We start from the raw sequence: 14,806 nt of genomic DNA, 5'->3' as shown, positions 1-14,806 counted from the left end.
TGTAGGCGGTGGGGCGGGCGGGAGTGTGGATCGTGGGAACAGCCCAACCAGATTCCACACTCCGTTCCTCCTACGAAAGCGTCAGCTTCACGCTGTTGCCCTCATTGTCTTCGGCGTTGATCAGGTTACCGGGGGGCGGCGAGGCTTCGATCAGCAGTTGCAACGCCTCCAGGCTCAGGCCAGCCCGTTCCAGGGCGCGGATACCGTGCGGGGGAATCAGTTTGTGCAGATGCGGGGCAAGGCTCACAGGCAGGTTGGCGTCGTACTCGTCGCCCTCGCTGGATTCCACCTGCACGCGCAGGATTCGGGCGGTGGCTCCGGCGCGGGGACTGGGCGGGTGCGCCCCCCCACGACCCAGCACACTATTTAAGCGGTCATTGACTCGATCCATGATGCCCTCCAGATTCACGTCTACATTCATGCCGCGTCCGAAAGATTGTGAACCAGGAAACTGCTCATCCCACCCCGGATGACTGGGGGGAGTGGGGGGGCGCGGCGGGGTTGGGGGCGTATCGCGCACGCCGCGCAGCAACATCAAGTGCTCGGCCACCTGCCCAGTGTCCATCTCCTCGCGGGCCAGCAGCGATCCAATCAGTTCGCGGTCGGCGTCGGTCAGGGCCAGCCGGGTACTCAGGGCGGCCAGCAGCGGCGCGGCGTCGTTCAGATCAAGTTTTCCGGCCCGTACCAAATCCAAAATACGTTTGACTTTTTCTTTCATGACCCCACCCCCGATCCGCTCAGCACCTTGACCTGACCCGCCGTGACCCGGCAAGACAGTTGCGCTTCGCCGCTGCCCAGTTGCCCGCCATGCCGCGTGTTCAGGAACCCGCCTGATTGACTGGTGGCAAAGTCAGATTTGAAGGCCCCTACTGTTACTTCGGCCCGCAAAGTCACGTTGCTGCCCTCTTTGAGGTACACCGTTGCGTTTCCGGCATTCACCTCTAACCGGTGGTTACCACCCGTCAGCACACCCGCCCAGCGCAGGTTGCCGCCGTTGATACTGGCATTCAGGCTGCGTGCGCCCTCCAGCGTCAGGTTGCCGCCGTTCACGTTCAGGTGCGTGGGGCCGCCCAATTCAGTGGCGGTCAGATTGCCGCCGTTCACTTCGGCGTTCAGGCTCGCGGCGCGGCCCATTCGCACGTGGCCGCCATTGACTTCGGCCTGCATTTCGCCCGACACATCGGGCAGGGTCAGGCTGCCGCCCTCTACCTGAACATGCACATTGCGGGGCGCAAAGGGCAGAGCCAAAATCGCTTTCAGGCTAAAGGTGTGGTGGCCGGAATGGGTCAGGCGGCGCACGATCCAGCCGTTGGCGGTGGCCTGCAACGTCACTTCGCCGTCGCGGTTGGCGCTCAGTTGCGGGGCTGACAGGTGCGTGTCGTGCAGCACGGTCAGGCTGTAGCCACTGACATACAGATCAAGGTCGGGCGGCGTCTCGCTGAACTCGGCGGCGCTCTGGGTGGGCATCAGCGCCATCGGCTCTGTGCTGGCTTCTGTGGGTGAATCCCCCTCTAGCAATCCTGCCGCCTCATCGGGGGTGAGTTTGCCTTCGGCCACCAGACGCTGGACTTGCGAACGGAAATCTTCGGGTTGATGTTGTTCATTCATATTCGTCTCCTTTGGCTATATAGAAACACCAAACTCACAGATTGTCAAGCGCGGTTTTAGAGTTGATGAACTCTGGGCGGCGAATCTGTATGCCAGACAGGATTTTCTGGTGTAATGGTCGCAGCTTGCCGGAAGGACTAGCAAGACCAAGTTTCTATTCACTCAACTGCTGTCCGTTCCCCGGCCCGGCCCCGTATCCTTTGATTCATGACTCTGCCCCCCCTCACTGCTGATCAGCTCACACCGGCCCAGCGCACCGAAATAGAACTGCTGGCGCGGGGCAAGGCCGAAAAAAGCCGCACCCTGCGCGAACTCGGCCAGCAAGAAACCCCCGAATCGGCCCATGCCCTGCTGCTGCGGTTAGGGATATGGACAGACGCCCGCACACCGTACGCAGACCGTCTGGGCGCGGCATTAACCCCAGTGACGCTGCCCGTTCCGGACTTTGCCGACGAAGCCCGCCTTGACCTGACGCATCTGGAAGCCTTTGCCATCGACGATGACGGCAACCGCGACCCCGACGACGCGGTGGGCATCGAAGCCCTAGAGGGTGGCCTGACGCGCCTGTGGGTGCATGTGGCCGACGTTTCGGCGCTGGTGACGGCAGACAGCCCGCTGGACTTGGAAGCCCGCGCACGCGGCGCAACACTGTATTTGCCCGACCAGACCATCGGGATGCTGCCCGACGAGTTGGTGGAACGCACGGGCCTCGGCCTGCACGACACCATGCCCGCGCTCTCCATCAGCCTCGATCTGGATTCGGACGGCAACGCCGACGCCGTAGACGTGTGCCTGAGCCGCGTGCGCGTGACCCGGCTGACCTATTCGCAGGCACAGGAGCGGCTGGATGCGGGCGCAGAACCGTTTGTGACGATGGCCCGCCTCGCCCGTGCCAGCCGCGACCTGCGCGAATCGGAAGGGGCCATGAGCATAGACCTGCCCGAAGTGCGCGTGAAGGTAAATGCAGACGGCGTAGAGGTGTCGCCGCTGCCCAAGCCCGAGATGCGGTTTGTGGTGCAGGAATCGATGACGCTTGCAGGCTGGGGAGCCGCTATTTTCGGTGACGACCACAGCATCGCCCTGCCGTTTGCCACGCAGGATGCTCCCACCCGCGACGTACACGGCGACACCCTGCCCGCCCAGTGGGCCCGCCGCCGCACGCTGGCCCGCACGCGCTTTCAGCCCTCGCCGGGGCCGCATCACGGCATGGGGCTGGAATTATACGTGCAGGCCACCAGCCCTATGCGCCGTTACCTTGATCTGGTGGTGCATCAGCAGTTGCGCTCGCACCTGACCGGCACCGAACCGCTGGCGGGCAAGGCCGTGGCTGCCCGCGTGGCCGAGGCCCAGATGAACGCCGACGCCACCCGGCAGGCCGAACGCCTGAGCCGCAAGCACCACACGCTGCGCTACGTGGCCGCCCAGCCAGACCGCGTGTGGGACGCCGTGATCGTGGATCGGCGCGGCCCCCAAGCCACCCTGCTGATTCCCGACTTGGCCTACGACTTGCCGCTCAGTACCCCCGCCCCGGCAGGCACGGCGCTACGGCTGCGCATGACCGACGTGGATTTGCCCAAATTGACGGTGCGGGCCAGAGTCGTCACAGGGGAATGAAACTTTACAGGAGTGTGAGAAATTTTACGAAGATATAGCCTACACCCCCTGCCCCAAATCTTCAACAAAAGTCTGTACCGGCTTCAGGCAACGCTTGGAAACACACCTTTAACGCGCCAAATCCGGTTCACCTTTCATTCATCTGCTGCGCTACACGCTTAAAATCGGGGCCATGAACGGCGCGACCTCTGACGTGAACTTGCAAAGCGCACCCTCTGCCCATGCTGCCGGGAGCCTTCCCACCGACATCGTGGCCCTGCGGATCAGCCATTGCCGGGCCGAACATGCCGAGGGCGGGGCGCAGTATCACCTCGCTGTGCGCCATTACCGCGACTGCCTGGAAGCCGCCGAACGCCGCGAAGACGCCCGTGCCACACAGTTTTTTGCGCTGAAGCTGGCCGCCTGCTACGAGCAGATGGGCTTTGCCGAGAAAGCCGACGAATTCCGGGCGCTCGCCAGTACCGATCTGGGCGACACGCCTTTGCTGGGGTAAGTGGACTGAGCTAAATGAACGGAGATCAGACGGGCGAGGCGGCGATGCTTCGCCCGTTGTGGGTTGCCGGGGGCACGGCCCGTCACTTTCCCCAAATGCCGGAATGCGACAATGCCCCACGTGACCCGTTCTGACCTGTCCAGCTCTAGCTTGCCTGCCCCCGAACAGCACCTGCTGCCGCGAGACACGCCCGCCGCCCTGCTGGGGTTTGCCATGCCTGCCGAGTGGGCTCCGCACGCCGCCACCTGGATGGGCTGGCCCGCCAACGACGACCTGTGGTTCGGGCATCTGGACGCCGTGCGGGCCGAGTTTGCCGAGCTGATCCGTACCATTGCCCGCTTTGAAGCCGTGCATCTGCTGGTGCGCGATACCGAAAGTGAGCAGGACGCCCGCGAACGGCTGGACGGTGCGAACGTGTCCTTCCATCATGTGCCGCTGGACGACGTGTGGATGCGCGACAACGGCCCTATTTTCATCACGCGGGGCAGCGGCGCAGAGGCCGACCTGAGCCTGATCAACTGGCGGTTCAATGCCTGGGGCGGCAAGTTTGATTCGGGGCACGATGACCGCGTGCCGGAATACGTGGCGCAGTCCCTCAGCCTCACGCACTGGGATCGGCCCGAAGTGCTGGAAGGCGGCGGGCTGGAAGTGAACGGCGCGGGCATGGGCCTGACCACCCGTTCGTGTTTCCTGACCGACACGCGCAATCCGGGCCTGACCGAAGAGGGCTACGCCGAGCTGCTGCAAGGGACGCTGGGCATCCAGAAGCTGCTGTGGCTGGACGGCGGGCTGGAAAACGACCACACCGACGGCCACATCGACACCATCACGCGCTTTGTGGATGAGCAGACCATCGTAACCAGCGTGGAGCCGAATCCCGAAGACCCCAACCACACCACGATGGCGGGCAATCTGGCGCAGTTGCAGGCCATGACCGACCTCAGCGGCCAGCCCTTCCGGGTGGTGGAATTGCCACTGCCCGCGCAGCGCCTGGAGGGGGCAGAAGGCCGCTTACCGCCCACCTACGCCAACTTTTATATCGGCAACGGCTTCGTGGTAGTTCCCCAGTACGGCGACCCCAACGACATCCCCGCGCTGGAAGTCTTGCGTCCCCTCTTTCCGGGACGCGAGGTGATCGGCCTGAGCAGCCGCGCCATCATCGAGGGCGGCGGAAGCTTTCACTGCATCACGCAGCAGCAACCGCAGGGGCAGGCATGGAATGGCAAGTGAAACTTTCCCCTTACCAGACGCACAGGGCGCAGAAACCGATTTAGGCGGCGGCTACAGCCTGCGCCCCGTTACCAATGCCGACGCCTGGGCGGTAGCCGACAGGCTGGAAGTTGAGGCGTACCAGAGCGTGTCGTTCGATTGGCAGACCGACGCGCCTTTTGCCATGCCAGACGGCAAGCGTCATGCGTGGCTCGTGTTGCACGGCGGCGAGGTGGCAGGCTGGCAGATCTCGCGGCAGTGGGACGCCCGCACCGCCTACATGATCAATACGGCGCTGTTGCCAGAGCACCGCGGCAAAGGCGTCTATTCGCGCCTGCTACCCACTGTGCTGGACGTACTGAAGGCCGAGGGCTACACGCTGGTTCGCAGCCACCACCACGCCACCAACAACGCGGTACTGATCCCCAAGTTGCGGGCCGGATTCCGTCTTCAGGGCATGGAAATAGACCATCACGGGATGCTGGCGGTGCTGATCTACAGCTTTGATCCGGTGTACCGCGACTACATGGACGTGCGCTGCGGCCTGAAACGGGCGGGGGAAGAAGTGGCGCAGCGGCTGGGACTGGACGCGCTGGAGCCTACGCCTTCTTTGTCGGACGATTTTTTGCCCGCTTGACTGTGGCAATGCCTGCACCGGAGCGCAACACTTCTCCGTAGAGATTCCACCACACCAGCGCAGTTTCGGGGTCGCGGGTCAGGTTCTCGAAGCGGTAGTAGGCGGCGCTTCCGTCGGGCAGGACGAAGGTGGGCGTGCCGAAGACACCGATCTCGGCGGCCTCAGCCAGTTCGGCACGCAGGCTGGCGCGGAGGCCCGCTTCATCGGCGCGGGCGGCGGCGAAGGCGTCCAGATCCAGTCCGGCGGTGTGAGCGGCGTCGGTGATAGCAGCCTCATCCAGCGTCTTCTTGTCTTCATGCACAGCGCGGAACAGGGCCAGCGTAAACGCCCAGTGCAATTCCTCGCCCTGCTGCGCGGCGGCGTGGGCAGCCAGAAACGCGGCCAGACTATTCTGCTGGTAGGGACTGCCTTCCCCCAACGCCTGATCGGTCAGCCACCACACCACGCCCTCTTTGCCGCCGTTTTCTTCGTGGTTGCCCTAAACCAACGAAAAGTGCCGCAGCCGGAAGGCATGCCCCTGCGCCTGCAGTACGGCGGCCAGCTCTATCCCGCGCCAAGCGTAGGGACACAGAAAGTCAAAAAAGACGTCGGTGGGCGCATTGCTGTCTCGCTGGCTGAGGGTCATGCCGGAACGCTAGCACAGCAGCAATCAGGAATCCGGGGTGCTTGTTCCTCAATTCACACAGCCACTCAAGGGCTAAGAATCGGTCAAGTGGGCGGCAGCAGCAGAGGAATTGAGTGCCCCGCGTCTTGCCGATTCGATCACCAAACAGACGAACTCTGCCCTGATCACTTCCCTTTTTGGCTGGGTCAGGTAGCCTGAACGCATGATTCGTCCTGTCGATACCCTCAATCTGTCTGTGATCCAGATGCACGTGACCGACCAACTGGAAGACAACGTGGCCCGCGCCGAAGCCCATGTGCGGGATGCGGCGAAGGCGGGCGCACAGGTCATCTTGCTGCCCGAACTGTTCGAGAATCTGTATTTCTGTCAGGTGGAGCGCGAGGAATACTTTGAGCTGGCGCACCCGCTGGAAGACCATCCGTTTATCGGGCGCTTTCAGAATCTGGCGCGGGAACTGGGCGTGGTGCTGCCGCTGTCTTACTTCGAGCGGGCGGGGCAGGCCCATTACAACAGTTTGGTGTGCATAGACGCCGACGGCACGCTGCTGGGCAACTACCGCAAAACCCATATTCCAGACGGCCCCGGCTACGAAGAAAAGTATTACTTCAACCCCGGCGATACCGGATTTAAGGTGTGGGGTACGCAGTTTGGGCGCATCGGCGTGGGCATCTGCTGGGATCAGTGGTACCCGGAAACCGCCCGCGCCCTGATGCTGGGCGGGGCCGACTTCCTGCTGTATCCCACCGCCATCGGCAGCGAACCCGAGGGCGTGGAAAGCCCCAACAACCATTCCATGTGGCAGCGGGCCATGCAGGGCCACGCCGTCAGCAACTCGGCGTATGTGGGGGCCGCCAACCGAATCGGCACCGAAGTCGTGGGCGACTTGACCCAGACGTACTACGGGCATTCCTTCCTGGCCGACTACACCGGCGAAATCGTGGCCGAACTGGGCGACACAGAGGAAGGCGCACTGACCCACACCCTCAATCTGAAAGAAGCCCGCAAATTCCGCGCTGGCATGGGCTTTTTCAGAGATCGCCGCCCGGAGTTGTACGGCTCGCTGATGACGCTGGACGGGGTGACGCGGCGGGGCTAAGGCTCACTGGGCGAAGAGCGTCTAAGAGTCAAGGGTCTGAGGGTCTAAGAAGGTCAAGGGCTTCAACCCCTCACAGGCACAGCAGGCCCACCGTCACGTCCTGTTCGGAAAAGCGGTCTGCGGTGTCGAGTGCCAGTTTTCCGATGTAGGGCGTTGCCAGATACAGTTCCATGTTCATGCGGGTGCGGCCTGCCTCACTGGAACCCCACTGCACGCGGGCCAGCGTGGTAAAGCCGCCTTTCTGGGTCAGTTTCAGCACGGCCTCGGTCTCGCTGAGCGCGGTCAGGGCCACTTGCCCGACCACACCATTGGCAAACGAGTCTTCGGCGGTGGTCATCGCAAAGTTGCCGTTGGCGCAGAGGCCAAAAAATGCATAGTCTTTGTCCCGTCCCACCGTCACGAATGAACTGTTCTGGGCCACCTTCAGCCGTTCTTGCCACAGGGCGGGTAGGGTGGGCGCGGGCGCAGTGGGTTTCGCCAGCCCCAGCACCGCCTTCAGAGTGTCCAGAAGGCGGGCTTCCTGCCCTGCTGGGTGCGCCAAGGTGGCCATGATGCGGGTTCCATTGGGCAGCAGGGTGGCGGCGCGGCTCAGGGCGGCATTGGGCAAGGTGTAATGCCCGGTTTGCACTGCTCCGGCCAGCGCAGAACTGACCAACGTGGCTTCAGCTTGCCCCACACGTACACGGGCAGGAAAGGCGGCATCCAATGCTCCTGCAGGCGCGGCGGGCAACACGCTGAGTTGAATACTGCCGGTGCCCGCCGTTCGGATCAGCAACACGGCCATCCCCGGCGCGTCTTCGCTGGGCACCAACTGGGCGCGGAAACCGGGCGGCATCTCGATCTGCACGCCCAGCGCGGGCGCGTCTAGCGTGGCTCCAGCGGCGTACACGGCCCCCACCCGCAGCGGCTCGGCCTGACCCATTCCCCATACACCCGCAGCCAGAGCTGCCGCCAACACCCACCGCTTAACCGTCATGCTCCCAGCCTACGCAGCCGCTCTGACAAAACTTGGACGGCTGGGGCGGTGTCTATAGGGTCTAAAGGTCAAGAGTCTAAGGAAGGGCATTTCGCTGGCGCTCCCTCACCCCCTCCACAACCGCCACCAACCTGCACCTTCGACCCTGCATTCTTTGACCTTTTGAACGCCGCCGCCTGTTGAACTCTGTACCCACTTCAGCAGCCCGCCCCCGCACACTGCTACAGTCGCTTTTATGAGTATCAGCGTCGATCTGTCCAGCAAAACCGCCCTCGTGATGGGCGTCGCCAACGCCCGCAGCCTCGGCTGGGCCATTGCCGAGCAACTGTTGGCCGCCGGATGCCGCGTGGGGTTTTCCTATCAGGGCGAGCGCCTGAAGAGTGAACTGGACAAACTGCTGGCCGGGCGTGAAGGCGTGTGGACGCAGCAGGCCGACGCCACCAGCGAAGACGACCTGACGGCCCTGTTTGCCCGCGTGAAGGCCGAGTTCGGCACGCTGGACATGCTGGTGCATTCCATCGGGTTTGCGCCCCGCAGCGCGATGGATGGCCGCTTCGTGGACACCACGCCTGAAGACTGGAATACGGCCCTCAGTGTCAGCGCCTATACCCTCGTTTCTACGGCCCGCCACGCCGAACCGCTGCTGAATGCGGGCGGCAGCATCGTCAGCCTGACCTACCACGCTTCTCAGCAGGTGGTGCCCAAATACAACGTGATGGGTGTGGCCAAAGCTGCCCTAGAAGCCGCCACCCGCTACCTCGCCTCCGAGATGGGCGCGGCGGGCGTGCGCGTGAACACCATCAGCGCAGGCCCGATGAGAACCATCGCCGCCCGCTCTATTCCGGGCTTTGGGGCCATGTACGAAAAGGCCGCCGCCGCCGCACCCTTGGGCCGCAACGCCACCCCCGAAGAAGTGGGCAAACTGGCCCTATTCCTGCTGTCCGATCTGGGCAGCGGCATGACCGGCCAAACCGTGTACGTCGACGCCGGGGCCAGCATCATGACCATGAAGGTGGACTGAGAGGGAGAGCAACACCGCGTGTAAACCCCCCGTTGCTGACGCAACGCCCCCCTTTAGAGGGGAGGAAAGTGCATGGTTTGGGGGCATCATAGAGGCACCATGTCTACGCCCCGTATCCCTCTAGACCTTCCCTACACCCTCGATCTTCTGCTGCGCCTGCTGGACACCCCCAGCCCCACCGGATTCACGGGCGCGGCGGTGGCCCTGATCGAATCGGAACTCTCGGCGCTGGGCGTGCCTTTTGTTCGCACGCGCAAAGGGGCGCTGACTTGGGAAATTGGCGGCACTGATACAGGCCACGTCACGTTCAGCGGCCATGTGGACACGCTGGGCGCGATGGTGCGCGGCATCAAGGGTTCGGGCCGACTGACGCTGAGTGCGCTGGGCGGGTACGACTGGGCCACCGTAGAGGGCGAAGATGTGCGGGTGCATACCCAGTCGGGGTGGGTGGTGACGGGCACGGTGGTCAACATTCGCCAGAGTTTGCATGTACACGGCGCGGGCCTGCGCGAGCTGAAGCGGGAGCAGAGTGTGATGGAAGTCCGGCTGGATGAAGCCGTGTTTTCGTCTGCCGACACGTTGGCTCTGGGCATCGGCGTGGGCGATTTCGTCAGTTTCGATGCGCGGCCCCGCCTGACGCCTGCCGGATACCTCAAGGCACGGCATCTGGACAATAAGGCAGCGGTAGCGGTCTTTCTGGGCGTCACGCGCACGCTGCTGCACACGCCGCCCGCCCGCACAGTGGCCTTTCATGTCACCACCTATGAGGAAGTGGGGCACGGGGCCGCCACCGGGATTCCGCCGCATACCGACGAACTGATTGCGGTGGACATGGCCGCCATAGGCGACGGGCAGACCAGCAGTGAACACCACGTGACGCTGTGTGTGGCCGATTCGGGCGGCCCCTATGATCACGAATTGGGCAACCGGATCAGGGCAGCGGCAGCGCGGGCCGGAATCCCCTTGCGCGTGGACATGTACCCCTTCTACGCCAGCGACGGCACAGCGGCCTGGCGGGCAGGCGGAGACTATCCGGTGGCCCTGATCGGCCCCGGCGTGGACGCCAGCCACGCCTACGAGCGCACTCATACGGACGCGCTGGAGGCAACGGGGGCGCTGATGCTCAGCTACATCAACGGAGAAAAATTGTAGACCCAGACAGGTGGGCCAGGGTGACAATCTGTAGCCCCGGCCCACACTCTGCCCTCTTTTTTATTCCAGCACGTAGCCTGCGGCCACAGCCCTGTATTCCTGCACTGCCGCCGCCGCCCAAGATTCATCCTTGCCCAATTCCTCGGCCAGAATTGCGGCGGTGCGGGGCGCGGCGTCCATGCTGGCGCGGGCATTCAGCAGCAGGGCGCGGGTGCGGCGAGACAGCAAATCTTCGACGGTGCGTGCGCCTTCCATGCGGATTCCCCAGCGCAGTTCGGCCTCGGTGTAGGGCAAGTCGGGGTGAAGCTGAATTCCGGCGTCTGGCATGACCTGAATGCGTTCAGCGTCGGTGCCGTAGACCTTCCAGTGATCGGCCCGCTCATCGGTGCTGACCTGATCGCTCCAGCCGTGCAGCTTCAGCTTGGGCGTCAGCGTCAGGCGTTCCGGCAGGCCCGCCAATCCCTCGGCGCGGGTCACGGTGTCCTCTCCCATGCGGCGGTAAGTCGTCCATTTGCCGCCCGTGAGGGTAATCAGGCCGCCCTCCGAAATCCGGATGATGTGATCGCGGCTGATGGCTTTGGTATCGGCCCCGCCTTCTGGCTTGACGAGGGGGCGCAGGCCCGCGTACACGCTGCGAACATCGGCGCGGGTGGGCGCAGGCGAGAGGTAGCGGCCCGCCGTATTCAGAATAAATTCCACCTCATCGGCCAACGCCCTCGGCTCGAAACTGGCGCTGGGGACGGCAGTATCGGTGGTGCCGATGACCACATGATCGTGCCAGGGCACCGCGAACAGCACCCGTCCGTCATCGGTGCGCGGAATCATGATGGCGCTGTCTCCGGGCAGAAATTTGCGGTCTACGACGATATGCACGCCCTGACTTGGAGACAGCATATCGGGCGCGTCTGGGGTGTCCATGCGCCGGATTTCGTCCACCCAGACGCCCGTCGCGTTGACGACTGCCTTGGCCCGCACCTCGTGTTCCTGCCCCGTTTCACTGTCGCGGAAGCGTGCGCCCACCACTTTGCCCTCTTCCTTGATCAGACCCGTCACGGGGGCGTGGTTCAGCGCCACGCCGCCGTGGTCTTGCAGGGTTCGCAGCAGCGTAATCGCCAGCCGCGCATCGTCGAACTGGCCGTCGAAGTACAGGATGCCGCCCATCAGTCCTTCGGGTTGAAGGGTCGGCGTGCGTGCCAGAGCCGCTTCACGGGTCAGGTTCTTGCTGGTGCCGAGGTTCAGTTTGCCTGCCAGCACGTCGTACAACTTCAGGCCGATGCCGTAAAACGGGCCAGCCCACCAGTCGTAGGCCGGAACCACGAAGCCCAGATCGCGCACCAGATGGGGGGCATTTTGGCGCAGCAGGCCGCGTTCCCGCAGAGCCTCGCGTACCAGCGACACGTTGCCCTGAGCCAGATAGCGCACGCCGCCGTGAACCAATTTTGTGCTGCGGCTGCTGGTGCCCTTGGCGTAATCGTGGGCTTCCAACAGCAAGACGCTATGCCCGCGTGTGGCGGCTTCCACGGCGGTTCCCAGCCCCGACGCGCCCCCACCGATGACCAGAATGTCCCACTGGGCGGGGGTGGTGGCGGCTTGCATCACAGGAGTTCGGGGATCGACAGGCACAGAAGACATGTCTCTCATTCTGCACCCGCATCCGTCAGAAGAACGTCCTGCTGCGCCCAGTCTTTGGCCCGCAACACGGCCCGGCCCCAGCGTTCCATACGCTGCCCACGTTCGTCGGCGCTGGTGCGCGGCTCGAAGGCGCGGTCTTCCTGCCACTGCGCCGCGATTTCTTCTGCATCCTGCCAGTAGCCCACCGCCAAGCCTGCCAGATAAGCCGCGCCCAGCGCCGTCGTTTCGGTGATCCGGGGCCGCACCACAGGCACACCCACGATGTCGGCCTGAAGCTGCATCATCAGGTCGTTTCGGCTGCCGCCGCCGTCCACGCGCAGTTCGGACAGGGCCGGACTTCCCTGACTGCTCACGTCCTGTTCCATGGCCGCCAGCACTTCCGCCACCTGCATGGTCACGCCCTCCAGTGCGGCGCGGGCAATGTGGGCCGCAGTGGTTCCCCGCGTCAGTCCCAGCATCGTGCCGCGTGCGTGAGGATCCCAGTGGGGCGCACCCAGTCCCGCGAAGGCCGGAACCAATGTCACGCCGCCGCTGCTTTCTACGCTGGCCGCCAATGCCTCCACGTCGCCACTTTCGCGGATGATGCCGAGGCCGTCGCGCAGCCACTGCACGGTGGCCCCGGCGGTAAAGACACTGCCTTCCAGGGCGTAGGTGAGGTGCTGGCCCAAGCGCCAGGCCACCGTCGTCAGCAGGCGGTGCTGGCTGGTCACGGCCTCGCCCGCCGTATTCATCAGCAGGAAACAGCCCGTGCCATACGTGTTTTTGGCCATCCCGCGCTTCAGGCAGGCTTGCCCGAAGGTGGCGGCCTGTTGATCTCCGGCGATGCCCGCAATCGGCACCCGCGCCCCCAGCAAGCCTTCCGCCGTTTCGCCGTACACCTCGGAACTGGCCCGCACCTGCGGCAGCACGGCGCGGGGCACGTTCAGCAGGGCCAGCAATTCATCGTCCCAGTCTCCGGTATGAATGTTGAACAGCAGCGTGCGGCTGGCATTGCTGGCGTCGGTGATGTGGAGTTCTCCGCCCGTGAGGTTATAGGTGAGCCAGGAATCCATCGTGCCAAACGCTAATTCCCCGCGCTCGGCCTGCTGGCGTGCGCCCGGCACCTGATCCAGCAGCCACGCGACTTTGGTGCCCGAAAAATAGGCGTCCAGCACCAGCCCGGTTTTGGCCTGAAACGTATTCTCATGGCCCGCCGCCCGCAGCGAATCGCACAGGGGCGCGGTGCGGCGGTCTTGCCACACGATGGCCCGGTGAATGGGCCGCCCCGACGCCCGCTCCCAGATCACCACCGTTTCCCGCTGATTGGTGATGCCGATGGCCGCCACGTCTGCCGCCCGCAACCCCGCCCGCGTCAGGGCTTCCTGCGCCACGCCCACCTGCGTCCCCCAGATTTCCTGCGCGTCGTGTTCTACCCACCCCGGCTGCGGAAAAAACTGCGTGAATTCTTTTTGCGCGGCGGCCACCACGGCTCCCGCCCGGTCAAACACGATGGCGCGGCTAGACGTGGTGCCCTGATCCAGAGCCAAGATAAATTTCGGCGTACCAGCTATAGAAGACATAAGTGTTTCCCTCCGGCAGATAGTGCGTGGTTTGGCCTGCTTGATGAACGGTAAAGGCAGCCTAGCAGCCCCACTTACAGTTCGGCAGGCGGCGGGCAATCTGACGGGGAATCAAGGCCTCTTCACGCCCCTCTTGCCAGAATGGGATGGGCGCGGCGCACACTTGGGGCCATTCATCAAGCCCTATTTCAGCAAGGAGGCAACCATCATGACCGGCCCCTATGACCGCCCGCCTGCCCCGGCCACTGAACCCACCGACACGCCCCTGCCCCGCCCGGAGCGTCTGCCCGGCGGCGACGATACCGGCCCCATGACCGATCCGCCTGTGAATCCGGACACCCCCGGTTTCCCAGAGCCTCAGCCGACAGACAACCCAGATACTCCGGCGTGGCCGAATCCGATGCCGATGCCCGCGATGTAGAAACGACAGTCACCACTGACTGTTCTCAAAACTTCATCAGCCTATGCCCCTGCACCCGGAGCCACTCCCGGTGCAGTTTGTGTTGGGGCATCAGGCGGGACACGTGCGTCCAGTAGCGCGGTGAGTGGTTCATTTCCAACAGGTGCGCGGCCTCGTGCAGGGCCACATAGCAGGCCACGTCCAGCGGAGCGCGGGCCAACGCCCAATGCAGGCGAATCTGACCGTCGGCGGTGCAACTGCCCCAGCGGGTGCGGGTGTCGCTAACGTGTACGGACTTGAGGCGCGAGCGGGCGTTCAGCCCATCGGCGTAGATGTCCACCAGTTCTCGGTACCGGGGCAGGGCTGCCGTTTTATACCAGTCGGTCAGAGCCGTTTCCGGCGTGTCAGAGGGAATCCACAGGACGCTCCCGACGCGCTCGGCCTGTGTGCTGGGACTGTTCAGGCGCAGGGTCAGGGCTTCTCCCAGAAAACTCAGACTTACGCCATCTGACAGAGAAGAAACGGTAGGAATACGGGCCGCGTAGGTGGCGAGGTGTCCGGCGGCCCAGGCGCGTTTGGCGTTCAGGAAATCCAGGAGGGTCTTATCGGGCACCTGCGTGGGCGCGTGCAAAACGACCTCTCCGGGGCGAACTTGCAGGCCCAGCGTGCGCCGCCTCGCACTGCGCTGCACCCGCACAGGCACGCCGCCGATACTCCAGTCTTCTGCTCCGCCTTTGCCCACCGCCATAGCTATAGCAAACCGCACCGGGAGCCAAAGCGGGTG

General features: G+C 64.1%; 16 protein-coding genes. 8 read left to right on the top strand and 8 right to left on the bottom strand.

What is annotated here, in order from left to right; genetic code table 11:
- Positions 1-70 precede the first annotated feature (70 nt).
- Entirely contained in the window at positions 71-718 is a 648-nt protein-coding gene (locus M1R55_RS06775) for a hypothetical protein (protein WP_249393920.1), read from the bottom strand.
- Positions 715-1,608 carry a hypothetical protein gene (locus tag M1R55_RS06770; protein WP_249393919.1) on the bottom strand — a complete coding sequence of 298 codons (894 nt, stop codon included), beginning with the start codon at positions 1,606-1,608 and terminating at the stop codon, positions 715-717. The genes M1R55_RS06775 and M1R55_RS06770 overlap by 4 nt, the downstream gene beginning before the upstream one ends.
- A gap of 207 nt (positions 1,609-1,815) precedes the next feature.
- Here M1R55_RS06770 and M1R55_RS06765 point away from each other — a divergent pair, with 207 nt between their 5' ends.
- The 4 genes from M1R55_RS06765 (at position 1,816) to M1R55_RS06750 (ending at position 5,561) form a co-directional block, all read left to right on the top strand.
- Positions 1,816-3,222, top strand: coding sequence for an RNB domain-containing ribonuclease (locus tag M1R55_RS06765; protein ID WP_249393918.1), 1,407 nt, complete (start codon positions 1,816-1,818; stop codon positions 3,220-3,222).
- 172 nt (positions 3,223-3,394) lie between these two features.
- Positions 3,395-3,715, top strand: a complete 321-nt coding sequence (locus tag M1R55_RS06760) for a hypothetical protein (protein WP_249393917.1) — start codon at positions 3,395-3,397, stop codon at positions 3,713-3,715.
- A 111-nt stretch (positions 3,716-3,826) separates the two neighbouring features.
- Positions 3,827-4,945, top strand: coding sequence for an agmatine deiminase family protein (locus tag M1R55_RS06755; protein WP_371827169.1), 1,119 nt, complete (start codon positions 3,827-3,829; stop codon positions 4,943-4,945).
- Positions 4,935-5,561 (top strand): GNAT family N-acetyltransferase, encoded by a 627-nt coding sequence (locus M1R55_RS06750; protein WP_249393916.1) that lies wholly within the window; start codon positions 4,935-4,937, stop codon positions 5,559-5,561. Before M1R55_RS06755 ends, M1R55_RS06750 begins: the two co-directional genes overlap by 11 nt.
- Here the strand turns inward: M1R55_RS06750 and M1R55_RS06745 are convergent.
- A complete protein-coding gene (locus M1R55_RS06745) occupies positions 5,524-6,003 on the bottom strand; it encodes a DsbA family protein (RefSeq protein ID WP_371827168.1) in 480 nt (159 codons plus the stop codon). The genes M1R55_RS06750 and M1R55_RS06745 overlap by 38 nt on opposite strands.
- A gap of 36 nt (positions 6,004-6,039) precedes the next feature.
- Complete coding sequence (locus M1R55_RS32065) at positions 6,040-6,186, bottom strand: hypothetical protein (protein ID WP_371827167.1); 147 nt, start codon at positions 6,184-6,186, stop codon at positions 6,040-6,042.
- Between the two features lie 202 nt (positions 6,187-6,388).
- Between M1R55_RS32065 and aguB the strand changes: the two genes are divergently transcribed.
- Positions 6,389-7,282, top strand: coding sequence for an N-carbamoylputrescine amidase (gene aguB / locus M1R55_RS06740; RefSeq protein WP_249393915.1), 894 nt, complete (start codon positions 6,389-6,391; stop codon positions 7,280-7,282).
- A 70-nt stretch (positions 7,283-7,352) separates the two neighbouring features.
- Here the strand turns inward: aguB and M1R55_RS06735 are convergent, their stop codons facing one another.
- Positions 7,353-8,258: a hypothetical protein gene (locus M1R55_RS06735; protein WP_249393914.1), complete on the bottom strand. Its 906-nt coding sequence runs from the start codon at positions 8,256-8,258 to the stop codon at positions 7,353-7,355.
- Between the two features lie 235 nt (positions 8,259-8,493).
- Between M1R55_RS06735 and M1R55_RS06730 the strand changes: the two genes are divergently transcribed.
- Together M1R55_RS06730 and M1R55_RS06725 are read left to right on the top strand one after the other, a co-directional pair.
- Positions 8,494-9,279: an enoyl-ACP reductase gene (locus M1R55_RS06730; RefSeq protein WP_249393913.1), complete on the top strand. Its 786-nt coding sequence runs from the start codon at positions 8,494-8,496 to the stop codon at positions 9,277-9,279.
- 99 nt (positions 9,280-9,378) lie between these two features.
- Positions 9,379-10,431 carry a M42 family metallopeptidase gene (locus M1R55_RS06725; protein ID WP_249393912.1) on the top strand — a complete coding sequence of 351 codons (1,053 nt, stop codon included), beginning with the start codon at positions 9,379-9,381 and terminating at the stop codon, positions 10,429-10,431.
- Positions 10,432-10,491: 60 nt separating this feature from the next.
- Here the strand turns inward: M1R55_RS06725 and M1R55_RS06720 are convergent, their stop codons facing one another.
- Positions 10,492-12,072: a glycerol-3-phosphate dehydrogenase/oxidase gene (locus M1R55_RS06720; RefSeq protein WP_249393911.1), complete on the bottom strand. Its 1,581-nt coding sequence runs from the start codon at positions 12,070-12,072 to the stop codon at positions 10,492-10,494.
- Complete coding sequence (gene glpK / locus M1R55_RS06715; RefSeq protein WP_249393910.1) at positions 12,069-13,622, bottom strand: glycerol kinase GlpK; 1,554 nt, start codon at positions 13,620-13,622, stop codon at positions 12,069-12,071. Before glpK ends, M1R55_RS06720 begins: the two co-directional genes overlap by 4 nt.
- A gap of 208 nt (positions 13,623-13,830) precedes the next feature.
- On the opposite strand from glpK, the gene M1R55_RS06710 reads away from it, so the two are divergent.
- Positions 13,831-14,043 (top strand): hypothetical protein, encoded by a 213-nt coding sequence (locus M1R55_RS06710; protein ID WP_249394155.1) that lies wholly within the window; start codon positions 13,831-13,833, stop codon positions 14,041-14,043.
- A gap of 25 nt (positions 14,044-14,068) precedes the next feature.
- Here M1R55_RS06710 and M1R55_RS06705 read toward each other — a convergent pair whose 3' ends face one another.
- Positions 14,069-14,770 carry a M48 family metallopeptidase gene (locus M1R55_RS06705; RefSeq protein WP_249393909.1) on the bottom strand — a complete coding sequence of 234 codons (702 nt, stop codon included), beginning with the start codon at positions 14,768-14,770 and terminating at the stop codon, positions 14,069-14,071.
- Positions 14,771-14,806 lie beyond the last annotated feature (36 nt).

The sequence above is a fragment of the Deinococcus sp. QL22 genome (assembly GCF_023370075.1).
Taxonomy (GTDB): Bacteria; Deinococcota; Deinococci; order Deinococcales; family Deinococcaceae; genus Deinococcus.
The sequence above is the reverse complement of the archived record's forward strand: the minus strand, read 5'-3'. Positions and strand labels throughout refer to the sequence as shown.